Origin of the sequence: Deefgea rivuli DSM 18356, from assembly GCF_000620145.1 — a bacterium.
GTDB lineage: Bacteria > Pseudomonadota > Gammaproteobacteria > Burkholderiales > Chitinibacteraceae > Deefgea > Deefgea rivuli.
Genome location: NZ_JHVM01000009.1, coordinates 289,837 through 306,615, shown reverse-complemented (window position 1 = coordinate 306,615; position 16,779 = coordinate 289,837). Strand labels below are relative to the sequence as shown.

9 protein-coding genes are annotated in these 16,779 nt (G+C 50.0%); 5 read left to right on the top strand and 4 right to left on the bottom strand.

Annotated features, from left to right (window positions below; all coding sequences use genetic code 11):
* Positions 1-325: 325 nt before the first annotated feature.
* The 3 genes from Q320_RS0105575 to Q320_RS18615 all read right to left on the bottom strand — a co-directional run bounded on the left by Q320_RS0105575 (position 326) and on the right by Q320_RS18615 (position 5,939).
* Positions 326-1,540 (bottom strand): PepSY-associated TM helix domain-containing protein, encoded by a 1,215-nt coding sequence (locus Q320_RS0105575; RefSeq protein ID WP_027468185.1) that lies wholly within the window; start codon positions 1,538-1,540, stop codon positions 326-328.
* A gap of 287 nt (positions 1,541-1,827) precedes the next feature.
* Positions 1,828-3,459, bottom strand: a complete 1,632-nt coding sequence (locus Q320_RS18620; RefSeq protein WP_035852366.1) for a cyclic peptide export ABC transporter — start codon at positions 3,457-3,459, stop codon at positions 1,828-1,830.
* A 110-nt stretch (positions 3,460-3,569) separates the two neighbouring features.
* On the bottom strand, positions 3,570-5,939 hold the full coding sequence (locus tag Q320_RS18615) for a penicillin acylase family protein (RefSeq protein ID WP_051534499.1): 2,370 nt from the start codon (positions 5,937-5,939) through the stop codon (positions 3,570-3,572).
* 119 nt (positions 5,940-6,058) lie between these two features.
* Here Q320_RS18615 and Q320_RS0105560 point away from each other — a divergent pair, with 119 nt between their 5' ends.
* From Q320_RS0105560 to Q320_RS0105535, 5 genes are all read left to right on the top strand, one after another.
* Positions 6,059-7,006, top strand: a complete 948-nt coding sequence (locus tag Q320_RS0105560) for an alpha/beta hydrolase (RefSeq protein ID WP_027468184.1) — start codon at positions 6,059-6,061, stop codon at positions 7,004-7,006.
* Positions 7,003-7,755, top strand: coding sequence for a transporter (locus Q320_RS0105555; protein ID WP_027468183.1), 753 nt, complete (start codon positions 7,003-7,005; stop codon positions 7,753-7,755). Before Q320_RS0105560 ends, Q320_RS0105555 begins: the two co-directional genes overlap by 4 nt.
* 120 nt (positions 7,756-7,875) lie before the next feature.
* Positions 7,876-8,817, top strand: coding sequence for a GNAT family N-acetyltransferase (locus Q320_RS0105550; RefSeq protein ID WP_084282379.1), 942 nt, complete (start codon positions 7,876-7,878; stop codon positions 8,815-8,817).
* 9 nt (positions 8,818-8,826) lie between these two features.
* A complete protein-coding gene (locus tag Q320_RS18610) occupies positions 8,827-10,059 on the top strand; it encodes a lysine N(6)-hydroxylase/L-ornithine N(5)-oxygenase family protein (RefSeq protein ID WP_051534498.1) in 1,233 nt (410 codons plus the stop codon).
* A 576-nt stretch (positions 10,060-10,635) separates the two neighbouring features.
* The gene (locus tag Q320_RS0105535) at positions 10,636-12,522 is read left to right on the top strand and encodes a TonB-dependent siderophore receptor (protein WP_169734433.1); all 1,887 of its coding nucleotides are present in this window, start codon (positions 10,636-10,638) and stop codon (positions 12,520-12,522) included.
* Positions 12,523-12,711: 189 nt separating this feature from the next.
* On the opposite strand, the gene Q320_RS18605 is transcribed toward Q320_RS0105535, so the two are convergent.
* Positions 12,712-16,779 carry a non-ribosomal peptide synthetase gene (locus tag Q320_RS18605; protein ID WP_051534497.1) on the bottom strand — a complete coding sequence of 1,356 codons (4,068 nt, stop codon included), beginning with the start codon at positions 16,777-16,779 and terminating at the stop codon, positions 12,712-12,714.

Sequence of the window (16,779 nt, the reverse complement as noted above, 5' to 3'; positions counted from 1 at the left end):
ATGCTTTATCGTTTCGGTTAATCCACAGTTTCTGTGGGTAACTTTCCTGATATTGAACAAAAAGCATTTTGAAACAAAGCTCCTTAGCTAAAAATGCTGGGGAGCTTATTATTTTGGCGAACGTATGTTCAGCTACTCCACCTTTATGACGGCAGTTCGGCCTAAGCGGTCATCGATCTAGTCTACCGCCTTGGTTAACACAGCGCGCTGATGGCGGCAGCAATGCATCGACCATGTTGGAGGTAATGCTCAATCGCTGTCTCCTTCTGTGCCTGAGAGTACCTGCGCCCTTAAATCAAGTTCAATGCGCTTGAAAGCAAGCAGCTCAATTCACCTTACGTCCCTTGGCTAAAAAATTTCGTGCCTGACGTTTTTTCCACCACAGAATAAATCCGGTGATGGTGAGCCCCGCAATAGTCAGTCCAAAAAAACAGACAAAAATTCGATACAGCAAGCCCCAAACTTTGCCCATATGCAGCGCGTAAAGCCAACTGGTGATCGTATCGCCTGCGGCAATGCTGCTGGGCAAATTGTAGCCAATGCGCGCGCCGCTCACGGCGTTAATCCCGACATAGCTCATTCCCATCTCGCCCACATCCAAGCTGGTTTTTACGCTGTAAGCGTACATATTTTGCTCTTTAAGATAAAACAAGCGCTCGGCTTGGCCGACAGTAAAGCCTCTCTCTTGTGCCAAGCCTTGCATTGCTTGCTCTGAGTGACCTAAGGCCTGCCCCCAATTTAGAATCACTTGGCCTTTTGCCAACGGCTGTGCGGGGAAGTTCCATAAGTCTTTTTGAAAGACCAATAGGCTTTTCATCACGGGATAATACACTTGCTCGCGCAAATTAAACGCCACGCTCGACCACGCAAAAATCAGCAGCACCGCCCACAACCACAAGCCACTCGCCCGATGCAGATCAAGGTTGATGCGGTGAAAACTCGCGCCCGTTTTGATTTTCCACGCCGGTCGCCATTTTTCGACAAAAGGACGACCTTTGGGGAAGGTCAAATACGCGCCCGCAAAGCAATCGATCACCCACAATAAAGCCACAATCCCCATAATGACCACTCCCCAATCCGGTATCGCAAAGGTGTAATGCAAGCGATACAAAAATGGCATCAGCGCATGGGATGACCAGCGAAACTCGCCCCATTCTCGCTGCCCTTGGATGCGCCCGCTGTACGGATCGATAAAAATTTGACTGAAGCCCAGCTCGTAAGGCAGCTTGGTCGCGGGATTGGTTTTGGCCGTCACCCATAACGCCAGCGCATGCTCGCTTGGGATCGCCAGTTGCAAGACATTCAGCTCGGCACGTGGTGCTAATTGTGCGTTGACGTGCTGATGCAGTACCAATGCCGACAGCGGCTGTGCCGCATGCGGAATGCGAATCTGATACAAATCGCTCGCCAGCCACTGATCCAGCTCTTCATTAAAGGCCAGCAGCGCCCCCGTCAAACCCGCGCTTAGTAAAAATAAAGTCATCGTCAAGCCGATCCAGCGATGCAACACAACGACCGACTGACGATTAAAGAAACGCATTACAGCAAACTCCACAGCCACCAGATGAAAAAACAGCCCCGAAGGGCTGTATCAATGCGTTCGCCATGCGAGTAGCAAATACATAAATCAAACAATGTCTCACGCGCCCTTTACGGGGAAGCTCAAAACGCTTAACTCATTGTTCAGTGATATGACGATCTTGCGACGAAAAATCACAGTACTCGCAGAGTTATTATTTAATAAACCATTGATTTAAATCTAATTTTATTTTTAAAGTCACATGAGTTCTGAATAAAAACATCTAATAGTCAACGTCATCAGCCTATTTAGGCGGGGATGAGTTCTTGCTGCTCGACGATTTGTAGCTGACCGTTCTCCATTCGCAGCATTCGATCGGCCAAATGGAAATAACGGTCGTCGTGTGAAATCACCAAAATGGTTTTGCCTTGCGCTTTCAGTTCGCTGAGCACGTCGTGATAGAACACATTTTTAAATACCGGATCTTGATCGGCGGCCCACTCGTCAAACACCATAAATGGACGATCTTCTAAATAGGCGACGACCAAAGCCAGTCGTTTTCGCTGCCCTTGTGACAAGGCTTGCGTGGTAAACGCGCCGTTTTTTACTTGTACTTTGTGCTGTAAGTGCAAACGCGCCAGCAATTGATTGCCGCGTTGGTCGAGTGCACTGGTGTCGGTATTGCCGACCTGCAATAAGCGATCAAATAAATGGAAATCCGAAAATACCGTGCTGAATATTTGGCGGTATTGATCGCGATTGGCGTCGTCAATCAATTCGCCATTGAGTTTCACACTACCCTGCTCCGGCGGATATAAACCGACCAATAATTTGGCTAAAGTGGTTTTGCCGCTGCCGTTGCCGCCGACCAAAAACACCACTTCACCGGCTTTAAAACTCAAACTCATGGGTCCCAAAGCAAAAAAATCGTCGCTCTGTTCGTGGTAATAACGATGCGCTACGCCATCTAACTCCAGCGATTTCAGCACCGGCAGTTGTAAGGGATTCGCGGGGTTTTCGTTGACTTGCATGCCTTGCGTCACGTCATCAATGCGGTCAGCCGATGCTTTGGCGAGGTTGGCGCGCGGCAAATTAAGCAATAACACTTCCAGTGGCGTCACCATATACACAAACACCAGCGCAAAGCCGGTCATAATTTTGGCTTGATTGGGCACATCACGAATTAGCACAAACAACACCAGACCAATAAACGCGTAAATCAGAAAATTGCTCCAGCTGGCCGACAGCAGAAAAATCGACATGCCCTTGGTGCGCTCGCGACGTACGATTTCAATCGACTCACCCAAGACCTTATTGGCAAATACCGTACGTTTATTGCGATGTAAGCGCAGCTCTTTTGCTCCATCAGTCAGCGAGCGAAAATGACCAAATAATCGGTCTTGCTCATCGGCGGCGGCGTCCAAATGCACAATGGCACGCAAATGCACCAAGTGATACGCCAAGGAGCCTAAAGCTAATACCAACACGGCAAACAAAAAAACTTGCCACGATAGCATCAACATATAAGTCAAGCAGCCCAGCACGACGACGGCATTGGTCAAAATCGCGGGGAAACTGACAAAAAACTCGGCCACTTTGGCGGTGTGCTCGGCCAAGGCTGATTGCACTTTGGCGGCTCCTATCGCTTCCAGATGGCGGTAATCGGTATCCATCACGCGCTGGCTGACGTATAGCCGCAATTGGGCGTCGGCGTGATGACTTAAGCGCTCGGATAAAATGGATGCAGCCATTTGGCTGAGCATCACCACCAAGGCGGTAAGGCCAAAAGTCAGCGCCATACGATCGCGAGCAAGCGCATCAGCGGTTAGCGCGCCGCTAATTTGCGTGACGAGCAAGACACTACAAGCGCCGTGAATCACGCTCGCCAGAGCCGTAAAAAACAGCAACCCGCGCGATTGGCTTAATAAAAATTTAAACATGAATGGTTTCCAAGTTTTGGAGGGGCTTTATAGCAATGACGAAATGGCTGGCTCAATGTTTAGCCTAACCGCCCGCGAGATGCGGGCAGTCATCCATCTGGCCGCCACGTTTAAGGCGCCCAATGTTGCTGGCTTTTCAGGTCGGCCATAATTGCCGCATCGCTAAATGGAAACGTCAACCAGTCTTTTTTTGCATAGCGTAACAAGGCAGTATTGCTCTCTACGCTAAGCAGACCATGATCTAGCTGCCCATGCGCCAGTAGGGTGTACGCAGCGACCCCCTCAGGGGTAAAGCGCACCAATTGTAAATAACTATTGCCAAAGAAATCACCATTGACGCCCTTTTTCCCTAACTCGCCGCACGCAACGGTAAAATAACCCGCCTCGTGGCAGCCGCCAAACAGTGGCACTCGCGATGCACCTTGCCCCGCATAGAGATATGCACGCCGTGGCGCATCAAGCGCCAAACCACTTGCTTGCACCGCCAAAACGGCCGCACCCAAACTTTGCGCAATGCGTGGATCGGCAACGCGGAGTGCATTCGGCGTCACCAGCGGCTGCTGATAATCGAATGGCTGGGCGTAGATTTCTTGCACCGGCAAGCTTTCAATGCGCGCCCAAAATTGCTCCCATAAATGCGCACCCCTATCATCGGCATTGCCGGTATTACGCCAATCGCTTAAGACTTGGCACGCTTGCTGGAGCGAGACCGTACGGGCTATTTTTTTACCACCCAGAGGATCTGCCTGCACTTTTACTGATTTTGTCTGGCAAACAGCTACCAACACTGGCGCTTTAAATTGCTCGGCCGACCACACGCGAGAATCCAGCACCTGTTGCTGTAAGGCCAGCTGCACTTGGCTGGCGGGCAACGGCGCTTGCTGCACCAAGGACTCGGCAATTTTATTGCCTAATTTGCTGCGCCAAGATACCACTTCACGCTCACCGCCCATCAGCGCGGGGAAGCCCTCTAATGGCTGATGCGGATTACTCAGCCAATAACTGTCGTTCATATTGGCGACATAATCGCGGCGAAATAAGCCCGGCTGTTGCGCGGCGGGCACTGCGCCAGTCTGCACCGCGCTCGCGTCGTTTTGCCATTGGCACGCCGCTCGACTACCGTCGAGTACCGGCGTTTTCGCATCTAATGTCGCAAATGCTTGCGCAACGGGCGTGGTGCAGCGCTGGCGTAAATCATCCGGCGCATTGGGCATCGCGCCAATATCGCCGTACCAGACTCTATCGTCGTTGCGACCTATCGCAATGGTATTCACCCACGGCACCGCCGCTTCACGCTTTTGAATGGCGACAAAATCGTCCAGCGACTGGGCTTGGTTCCAATAAAAGAAAGTACGGAAAATCCTGAAATTCTCGGCATTAATGTCTTTCACTGCTAAAGCTTTTTGCTGGCCCCACGCCAATAGCGGAGACTCTGCGCCCAAATCAAGCAGCGGCCCTAAGTCGCTGCGATACAGCGTGCGGCTTGCCACTTTGCCGCCGCGCAATGGTATTTGCACCGTTTTGGCCTGCATGTTTTTGCTTGCGCCGTCCACTTGATACTGAGTCGGTGTCGCCAATTTTAAGTCAAACAGGCCAAAGCGCCGCGCCTCCGACACCGTGTGGCTCCACGCCACTTGCTCGTTAAAGCCGATCATAGTCACCGGAATCCCCAGAAAAGACACGCCAGCGACGTTCACTTTTCCCGGAATCGTTAAATGTGCTTGGTAAAACCGATCCGGCCCGCTCCAATACCAATGTGGATTGCCAAACAATACCGCCTCTTTACTGCCGGTGACTTCACCACCCAGCGCCAAAGCATTACTGCCAATCCCGGGGCGACTACCTATGGTTTGCGCCAACTGTTGTGAAAGTTGTGAAAGCGGCTGCGCCAATTTGGATGATGTGGCGGCCCGTTTTTTCGCCCCCTTAGGCGGTTGCGCATTCACAATTTGCGGGATGAATTTGGCATAGCCTGCACCAATATTCGCCGCATACATGCGGCGATAAATATCATCGGCGCTAATATTTCTGACCCATGCTTGCTTTAAGCACGCCTCCTTACCCGTGATTCTCGCCTCAGCCAGATAGCGATTAAAACCCACAGCAAAGCCACTAATCATCGCCTGTAAATCGGCGGGCTGCTCGGCGTGATAAGCAGCAACCATCTCGGGTGTCGCAAATGCTTTGAAGAAAATATCCAACTCCAAATTGCTCGGTTTACCGAAAGTCGAGTCATGCTCGGGCCGCTGCTTGGCGCCAAAATGTAGGCTGCGTTGCCCCTCAAAAGTCAGAAAAGCTTCGCTTAAAGTGCACAGCGCATCTTGCGCCTGCACATAACCATAACCCTGCCCTAAGTCCTGCCAATTACTGGCTTTGATATGTGGAATACCATCACTGGTACGGCGAATTTCAATCTCATCGGCATAAGCCATACCGATACAAGACATCAGCAGAATCAGTATTTTTTTACTAAGCAGCATCGTATTTCCAAAGTGTTCGCGTATTGCACTGATGACGAATTCAGGCCAGATTTGTTTAATCCAGTAAACAAGCCGCAGCCCAAATCGTCACACTAGAATTACATTGCACACTGCGAACCATGCCACTTCATCCAGACCTTGAGTCCTTTTTAGAATTAGTTGCCTTGGGCGATCATCAGCCCATGCATTTACAAACGCCAGCCGCAGCGCGCGCCAGCTATGACGCGGCAACGCCCTTGCTGGATACGCCCGGCGAAGAATCTGTCACTACACAAGAAATCAGTTTCACGAGTCGTGATGGCGCGCCACTGAAAGCGCGGCTGTATTCGCCAGCAATCAACACAGCTGCCGCCTTGCCAGCGCTGGTATTTTTTCACGGTGGTGGCTACTGCATCGGCGGACTCGATTCACACGACGCGCTATGCCGCGATCTGGCGCACCGCGCCGAGTGCAAGGTGTTGGCGGTCGATTACCGACTCGCGCCCGAGTTTAAATTCCCAACGGCGGTGCATGACGCCAACGACGCTTGGCATTGGCTCCAGCAACACGCTGCCGATTACGGCATTGACGCGGCACGCATAGCCGTGGGCGGCGATAGCGCGGGCGGCACGCTGGCTACGGTGTTGTGCCTCGCCTTGCGTGATGCCGCTTTGCCGCAGCCGTTACTACAATTGCTGCTTTATCCTTGCACCAGTAGCATCCAAAACAGCGCCTCGCATCAGCGTTTGGCGACGGGCTATTTACTCGAAAGCCAAACCTTGCAGTGGATGTTTGCGCATTATCTGAATCACAATTTCGAGCGCAATGACTGGCGCTTTGCCCCGCTATTGAGTGACGATCTCAGGCAGCTTGCGCCCGCGCATATGGTCTTGGCCGAATTTGATCCTTTGCTCGACGAAGGGCGCACCTACGCCGAGCGCCTGCAAGCAGCGGGCGTCGCCACCACGCTCAAAATCTACGCCGGCATGGTGCATGACTTCGCTCGCCTCGGAAATATCGTCGCCGATGCCGACACGCTACGCGACGAACTGGCACTGCGATTGCGACTCGCATTCAACGAAGCATGAAGTGGCACGCGTTGACATTCTGCTTCGCCTTAAGTGCTACCCCAACGCACGCATTTGAAGACACAGAAACCTTGGGGCAAGGCAAACTCGACGCTGAAATGAGCGCCGAGCGGCAAGTCGATCACGGTGACAAGCGAACAACGGCGGATCTTCAGCTCACTTACGGCGCGCTGGATACGCTCGATCTCTACCTCGAATTTCCTTACCAGCTCAGCCCTGCGCCGTCAGGCTGGCTCGACATCGCAGCCGCGTTCAAGTGGCGCTTTTATCAACAAGATGACATGAGTTTGGCGCTGGCGGCAGGCGTCAATATACCGAACCAATCTCGACGGCCAGACATTACATCGGCTGACGTGGGCGGCGCAGCCCAGTGGGACCTCAACGCCCTCAGTCTCTATGCGAACCTAGCTTATGAGTATCAAGACAATGAGTCGCGCTGGGGCGGTATTTTGGCCGCAGAGTACGAAGTCTCGCCAATGATTTCAGTCACTACAGAATATGCCCACACACACTCAAGCGCATCCTCGCCGAACGAACAAGCGCTCATCTTCAGCCTTGATGCGAGCTTCATCGATCAGATTGATTTGAGCTTGAGTTACACCAGAGGGCTGACAACCCAATCCATCGATCAAACCGAAATATCACTGACGTTCAGCCCAAGCGAGTCTTACGACATCGAGTTGGGCTATGAAATGGAGCCCGCCAGCCGAAACTACAGTAGCTACATCACGCTGGGCAAGCACTTTTAGGCTCGAGCCTTAGCCAGCAAAGCATAAGCGAGTAAAAAACAGCACGCGACATGTCAACGACGCTTAAACATTCGACACGCTGGCTCGTCATGCTATCAACAACACGATAATGAAGATCCCATGACCACCAACCCACTGCATGCTGATTTAATGTCACTCGCGCCGCAATGGCACTGCTCTGCGCGATATTTACAATGGCAGGCCGAGAGCTCGCCCAGCCTTGCCAGCGCACTTCATGCGCTCAGTATGGCATTTGAAAACGACGCCACGCCGCTGACATTACAAGCGCCAGCACCCTTCATACAGTCGCTCGCTAATTTAGGTATAGCGCTACAAATTAGCATTAATAATACCTGCATTGACATACCACCATATTTATTTTGGCAATACCCAAACAACTGGCTCCCGCAAGCTTTACCACCCTTACCGCTGCACTATCAGATTAGCGATGGACGCCGCCATCCGCTGCGGCGCGCACAAGGCCATGGCGTCGTGTATCAACGCCATATCCCGTGGCTACAGCAATCTTTAAGTTTTCGTGTGGCCGACATCGACATCGACTTGCCGCACTTCCATCGCTGGATGAACGACCCGCACGTCGCCGAGTTTTGGCAAGAAAGTGGCAGCGAAGACGATCATCACCGCTACCTCGAAAAAGTAACTTTAGATGCGCATAGCACTCCGCTAATTGCTTGCTTAGACGACGTACCATTTGGCTATTTCGAAGTGTATTGGGCCAAAGAAGACCGCATAGCACCGTTTTATGACGTCGCCGATTTTGATCGCGGCTGGCATGTTCTGATTGGCGAAGCGGCGTATCGCGGCAAGGATTTTGTTTCAGCTTGGCTACCCTCGATTTCTCATTATCTGTTTCTTGATGATTGCCGCACGCAGCGCATCGTAATTGAACCACGCACCGACAATCAAAAAATGCGCAGCAATCTGCAACGCTCGGGCTACGCCTTGATTAAAGAATTTGATTTTCCGCATAAACGCGCCGTCTTGGGTTCGCTGCTCAGAGAGCGCTTTTTTGCCGAGCAGCTCTGGCTACCCACACTTTAAGGACATTGTATGCATATCCACGACCTGATCGGCATCGGCTTTGGCCCATCGAACCTTGCACTCGCGATTGCGCTCACAGAACAAAACTCAGCGCTGGACGCTGTTTATCTTGAAAAACAAAGCCAATTTGCTTGGCATCCGAATATGTTGCTCGACGGCACGCAGATGCAAATCTCGTTCTTAAAAGATTTGGTTACGCTGCGTAATCCCAGCAGTGCATTTTCATTTTTGAATTATTTGCACCAGCAACAAAGGCTACAAGATTTTATTAATTTAAAAACCTTCTACCCCAGCCGCTACGAATTTAACAATTATCTAACGTGGGCGGCGCGGCAATTTGCTGGGCAATGCCATTTCGGCGAAGAAGTCACAGCCATTGAACCCGTCATCCTTGACGATAAAGTCAGCCATTTACGGATTAGTTCAACCTCAAAGGCAGGCGTCCAACAGCGCCTAGCCCGCAATATCATTGTTAGTGTTGGCGGCAGCCCGAATATTCCAGATGCATTTGCGCAATTTAAAAATGACGCGCGCGTATTTCATTCGAGTACGTATTTAAGCAGTTTAGAGAAAGTCAAACACGCCAAACGCATTGCCATCATTGGCGCAGGCCAAAGCGCGGCGGAAATCTTTGTCGATTTGCACGGCAAAGGCTACCAAGTAGATTTAATTACGCGCGCCAGAGCGATGAAACCCGCCGACGATAGCCCGTTTATCAATGAAATTTTTAATGCCGATTATACCGATTACGTTTTTAATCACGCTCCACAAGATAGAGCAAGCTTAATTGGTGAATTTTTAAATACCAATTACGCCGTCGCCGACCGCGCCTTAATTGAACAAATTTATGCGTTGCTGTATCAGCAAAAAGTTGTTGGCGATCAACGCCATCAATTCTTGCGTCGCCACGACATTCGCGCAGCGCAAGCCACCGCGCAAGGCATTCAATTGCAACTGGCGGATTTGGATCTGGGCAGCGAATTGGGCGCCCACTATGACGCCGTTGTACTAGCCACCGGTTATCAGCGGCAAGCGCACCAACAATTGCTTGCCCCACTCGCGCCTTGGTTGGGTACGCACGAAGTCGACCGCAATTATCAACTCATCAGCAGCGCTGATTTTGCCCCGAAAATTTTCCTACAAGGCAGTTGCGAAGCCTCGCACGGACTCTCTGACACGCTACTCTCTATCACCGCAATCCGCAGCCAAGAAATCAGCCAAGCGCTCACCTCAAGCAATTAATCCGGGCTATTGATGTATTGCATCGCAGAAGCGGGCTGCACTATCTGCGCAAGTTGAAAAGCCTCCAAAAGGGTCGTCGTAGCGGCATAAATCGGTATCCAAAGCAGTTGTATCACCATTGCCGTAGATTTCCAGTCTTGCCTGTTGGTACGACTGAGTAGCCGGAATGGCGAAGCGATGCATTTCCTGGTGCTTTGCAACTCCATATCTAAGGTCCTAAGCCATCAGCACTGTCAATTTGGATTGCATGCAGAACTAACGCCCTTGGATTTTGCAAAAACATAAACAATTATCATTCTATTTCGTCTTCTAAAGTATGGGCGCATATTTGCTGCACGCTTTTCTGTAGCTTTGCGTTTTTTTTACTTATTCTAAGGTATACATATGCTTTCCCGTCCCAAGGTGCTCAGCGTCGCCATCCATCTCACCCTGCTCAGCTCATACAGTCACGCCAACGAAACCATCCTCGCCCCGATTGAAGTCACCGCAGAAACATCTCCCGAAACCGCGACCAGCCCAGTTCGAGGTTTCGTCGCAACACGCAGCGCGACGGCAACCAAGACCGACACACCGATTATGGAAACACCGCAGTCGATTTCGGTGGTAACTAATCAAAGAATGCAAAACCAAGGAATGCAATCGTTCGATCAAGCCTTGCGTTACACCGCTGGCGCGATGACGGAAGTTACTGGTTCTGATTTACGAGCGTCATTTATTAATATTCGTGGTTTTGAAAGTACAGTTTATCGAGATGGTTTAATTAATATTGCCAGTAGTTGGGCTGAGTATCGCCCAGAAACTACCGAGCTAGAGCGAGTCGAAATACTCAAAGGTCCAGCGAGTATTTATGGTCGAGGTGGGCCTGGTGGCGTAGTCAACTTAGTATCTAAACGGCCCGTAGCCGAGCCTATTAGCGAAGCTGAATTAGTCTTTGGTAATTTTGAGCATTATCAAGCAAATATCGACGTTGGCCGAGCGCTCAATGAAGATAAATCAGTGTTATTTCGTTTAAATGCAATGGCACGTAATAGTGATACACAAACCGATTTTATTAATGATGATCGAATGATGATTGCGCCTTCACTGACTTGGAAATTAGATGAACGGACAAGCTTAACGGTGCTGGCTGATGTGGCTAGGCAATCGACTAAACAAAAAAGTTGGTTTCCATGGCAATCACTAACTCAAGACAATCCAAATGGAGAAATCCCAATCAATCGTTTTACCGGAGAGCCGGATTGGGATAAATACGAAAAAGACATGGCTTCATTGGCCTACTTCTTTGAACATCAATTTGATCATTGGACGTTGCGCCAAAATGCACGCGTTTCGCGCGTCGACCTAGATTATCGCGGCATTGGTACCGGCGACTTTATGACAGACCAACGTACCGTTGATCGTTGGACCTGGGCAGTCGATAACACCAGTCAAGCAGCAGTCGTGGATACCCAAGCTGAAACGAAATTTAAAACCGGTAATGTAGAGCATCGGCTTTTGCTCGGTCTTGATTATCAACGCTTCCGCAGTTCTGGCTTTATGGGCAGCGGTGGTGCACCAGACTTGGATTTATTTAACCCTGTTTATGGTAGCGAGGTCATCGATCCAGAAATGTCAGTTGCTAAAGAGCGACTAGATCAATGGGGTGTTTATGCTCAAGATCAACTTAGATTAGAAAATTGGCGGCTCAATTTGAGTACTCGATTTGATAAAACAAAGACTTACGATGAATCCTGGGGAAGTATTTCAGAGCAAAAAGACAGTGAACCTACCTATAGCGCAGGCCTTCTTTACGCTTTTGACAATGGATTCAATCCTTACTTAAGTTACTCAACCTCATTTAAGCCTGTATTAGGTCGCGGGGCAGATGAACAAGCATTTGTACCAGAAACTGGTCGTCAAATAGAGTTGGGCGTTAAGTGGCAACCACTAACTGAAAATCTAATGTTAACTTTTTCGGCGTTTGATTTACGCAAACAGAACGTAACGACCAGCGACCCTGTAAATCCAAACTTTAATGTGCAAACGGGTGAGATTCGCACACGCGGCCTTGAATTTGAAGCTGTTGCAAGCTTAATGCGAGGCCTAGATTTAACTGCAAGTTTGGCATTACTCGACCCTGAAATTACGGCCACAAACAATCTGGCTGAGCTCGGCAAACAACCTGTTCACACAGCAAAACAAACCGCTTCCTTATGGGCCAACTATCGATTCGATAATGCTAGTTTGGCAGGTTGGTATCTCGGTGCTGGCGTGCGATATATTGCAGAAACACCTGGCAATGATGCGAATGAATACTTTAATCCAAGCAGCACCATCTTTGATGGCTTAATTGGCTATCGATATAATTCGTACAATCTTGTTATCAATGGCACTAACTTGGGAAATGAAAGAATCATAACGAACCGTGGTAATTTCTTTGGACAGGCGAGAACAATCAAAGCGTCTATTAATTACATTTGGTAGATCATTCGCTCTACAACAAAATAACAATACACACAGGACTGAAGTTACTTTCCATCCGCACTAAAAATTTAAATTTATAATTAAAGCTTATTTACCCGAAAATGCCAACATTACTGGGTAAATAAGCTCCTAAATGCCCAAAAAAAATTCTACAAAACAACTAATTTCACAGACCGTAAAATTTAAAAGTCACCCTACTTTGCTAACAATCTCTATAACCAACTCTGAATCCTTAATAATTTCAAGATGACTTTTATTAACCGTGCAAGCATCATAATCATAACCAGTAACTATTTTTTCGTCGTACAAAAACATATACTCATCCTCATTGCGCTCCACAGACCACCAGCACTTCACTTTGGCGTTAACTTTAGGAATGGTTTTAACTTTAGAAAAAATTTTTTTCAATAAAAGCAATGATTCAAATAAATAAACAATAGAGTCGCAATCCAAACCAATATACTCATCGTTTAAATCATGAGAAACAAAATCTATTGCAAAATTGACAAGCGAGCTAATTTTGTTAAAATTGATGTCACTGCTTCGCAAACAATCAGCAAAATCATCATTATTTAACAATATCAGGTGGTATTTCTTTGGTATTATTATCGACATGAAATTAAGGAACTCCTCTACCCATGTCGTTGGCTCTTTATTTTTTATAGGCAGAAATGAGTCAACCATTCCAACAAAACAAACATCACAACCAAGCTCTTCCAATTTCTCAGCAACTAAAATTGAAATCAATCCACCAAGTGACCAACCAATCAGTTTATACCCACCAGCAGAGTGAGTTTTAATGATTTTTTTACAATAAATATCGATAAGATCATTGACAGATGAACTGCTCAAATTAGAAAAATCAGTAGAAACACAAATTACAGAATATTGACTACTTAGTGCGTTAATTAATTCCTTATAATCAGTAAACCCCCCCCATCCATCATGAAACAAAAACACTGGGGGTTTTCCATCCTCAATCAATGCATCAATGGTCTTACTCAACAACAAAGCAAGCTGAAAAGGAGTTGGTGCCTTCATCATGTCCATTACTGTCAACAATAAATTATGCCTATTTTTTGCTATTGCAATGCATTTAAGCGACAAGATTGAATTTCCACCCAACTCAAAGAAATTATCACTCCGCCCAACTCGCTCTAATTCTAAGACTTCTGCCCAAATCTGCGCCAGCGTAGTTTCGACTTCGTTTTGTGGTGCTTCGTAGAACTGGCTTGCCCGCTCGGGTTTCGGTAGTGCTTTGCGATCGATTTTACCGTTCGGATTCAGTGGCAAGAATTCCAGCGCCACCAAAATGCTCGGCATCATATAATCGGGCAGCACAGTAGCAATAGCTGATTTGAGTTGCGCAGTGTCGAGCGTGATACCTGAGTGCGGCGACACGTAGCCAACCAGACGCACGCCACCGGAGCCATCTTGCGCGACCACGACCGCTTCGCGCACCGATTCTTGCGCCAACAATTGCGCTTCGATTTCACCGAGTTCAATCCTAAAACCACGAATCTTCACTTGATGGTCGAGGCGACCGAGGTATTCGAGTTGACCATCGGCACGCCAGCGCACCAGATCGCCAGTGCGATATAAGCGCCCCCCGTTTGTATCAAATAGGTCGGAGACAAAGCGCTCCGCGCTGAGTTCGGCGCGGTTTAAATAGCCGCGCGCCAGCCCGATTCCACCCAGATACAACTCCCCCGCCGTACCTTGCGGGACTAGGTTGAGTTCAGCGTCGAGCACGTAGCCAGTGCGATCACCGACCAAAGTACCAATCGGCATATACGCAGAATCAAACGTATCGCCTGGATACATCGTGGCGATCATCGGCGTAATCACCGTTTCCGTCGGACCATAGCCATTAATCATGCGCGGCGGTTTTAAAACGCGTTGCACTAAATCAAAACTCGCGCGCGACATCGCTTCGCCGCCAACGGTATACGAGCGAATCGGCAACTGGCTGGCCGCTTCGCCGACGATTTCGGCCAGTTGATGCAGGTAACTCGGTGTGAAACATGCAATTGTAATGCCGTGCCGTTGAATTTCATCGCAAGTGCGTTGCACATCCCACAGCTCATTATCTCGTGGCAGCAAGGCCGCACCGAAGGCCAGCGGCACCAGCCATCGTTCGTGCGCGCCATCAAAATTAATCGAAGCAAATTGCAGCTCTCGATCCGCCGGCGTCATGCCATAGCGCTCACCAATACTCAGAACATGCATCGCCAACGGCGCATGCGTCACCGCCACACCCTTCGGCTTACCGGTCGAACCCGAGGTGTAAATCACATACGCCAGATTGTCACCGTGGATCGCCACGTCGGGGTTTTGTGTTGATTGCACGGATAGATCTAATGTATCGAGTACGATGACTTGGCTGCTGGCGCTTGGGATGCGATGAATGAGCGATGTATTTGTCAGTAGAGCATTGATTCCGCTGTCTGCAACCATATACCCAAGTCTATCTTGTGGATACTCAGGGTCCAGCGGCACGTAAGCGCCACCGGCTTTCAGCACCGCCAGCAAGGCGACGACCATCTCGACACTGCGCTCCAGCGCGATGCCGACTTTGCTTTCTAGCCCGATGCCTTGCTCGATCAAATAATGCGCCAGTTGATTGGCGCGCTGATTCAGCTCGGCATAAGTCAGCTCGACCTCACCAAAGATCAACGCCGTCGCATCAGGCCGCTGCGCGACTTGGGCTTCAATCAGGCGATGTACCGGCTGACTGGCATCGCAGCGCTGCGGGTTCGTTCCCCAAGCGTTGAGTTGCGCGATTTCATCGGCGCAAAGGAAGTTCAAGCTGGCGAGGCTTTGCTGTGGTGTGGCGGCTAGTTGCTCGAGGATGCTAACGTAATGCTGCGCCATGCGTTCGATCGTTTGAATGTGAAATAGCTCAGCGGCGTAAGTCAGTGTGAAACTGATTTGCCCGTCGCGCTGCTCGATGGTATCCAGCGTCAGTTCAAATTGCGCCGTTTTTTCGCCCAAAGCGTAGTCACTGAGCTGCAAACTGGGTAGCTGTTGTAGCGCGTCATTACCCGCGCGTTGATGGTTGAACATCACTTGAAACAGCGGATTTTGGCCTAAGCTGCGCTCAATTTGCAGCGCCTCGACTAGTTGCTCGAACGGTAAGTCCTGATGTTCCTGCGCGCCCAAAGCAGCCGCTTTGGCTTGCAGCAGCGCTTGTTCTAGAGTCAGTTCGCCATGCAGACGGTTATTCAGCACTTGCGTGTTAACAAAAAAGCCGACCAAATTAGCGGTTTCAGCGCGGTGTCGATTAGCAATCGGCACGCCAACGCGAATATCGCCGAGGCCGGTATAACGTTGCAGCAGCACTTGCCAACTCGCCAGCAACGCCATAAACAGGGTGGCGCTGTGTGTGCGCGCGATTTGGTTCAGCGACTGCGCAAGCTGTGCAGGCAAATCAAGACTAAGGCGCGCCGCACGATATTGGCCGTCAGCGCGGCGCGGGAAGTCGGTGTTTAATTGCAGCACCGGCTGATCGCCGCCGAGCTGTGTCTGCCAATACGCCAGTTGCCGTTCCTGCTCGCCCGCCGCCAGCCAACTGCGCTGCCACTGTGCATAATCAGCGTACTGAATCGGCAGCTCGGGTAAGTGCAAAGCATCGCCCAGCACCTGCTGCCGATACAGCGCAACAAACTCGTTGATGATCACATTCATCGACCAGCCGTCGGAAATAATGTGGTGCATCACCACCACCAACACATGTTGCTCATCTGAGCGGCGCAGCAAGCCGACGCGCAATAACGGCCCGCCGCGCAAGTCGAACGGCTGCTGATTGATCGCATCAGCCGCCGCCAATACAGCCGCGTCCTGCTCGGCATCGGCCAGTTCGCTCAGATCAAGCTGACGGAAATCAAGCTGCCCTTCCGGCAAAACCTGCTGCCAAGCATTGCCCTGCTCGTCGTCCTGAAACACAGTCCGCAACGCTTCATGCCGCGCCAATAGCGCCACAAAACTGGACTGCAGCGCCACAACATCCAGTGCTCCGCTCAACTGCAAAGCGCCAGAAATATGGTAAGCGGTACCCAATGGGTCGAGATGCCATAGGAACCATTGACGCAATTGCGCGAAGGACAGTGGCGTTTGCCGCGACTTGTTGCTGGGGACAATTGGGATTTGCGCAAAAATAATGCCTTGCTGCTGCATATGCTGATACACCGCGATGCGCTGTTCATTGTTTAAAACGGCAAATTTCTCTGCGATACGTTGCTCAATTGTCCCTTGCAT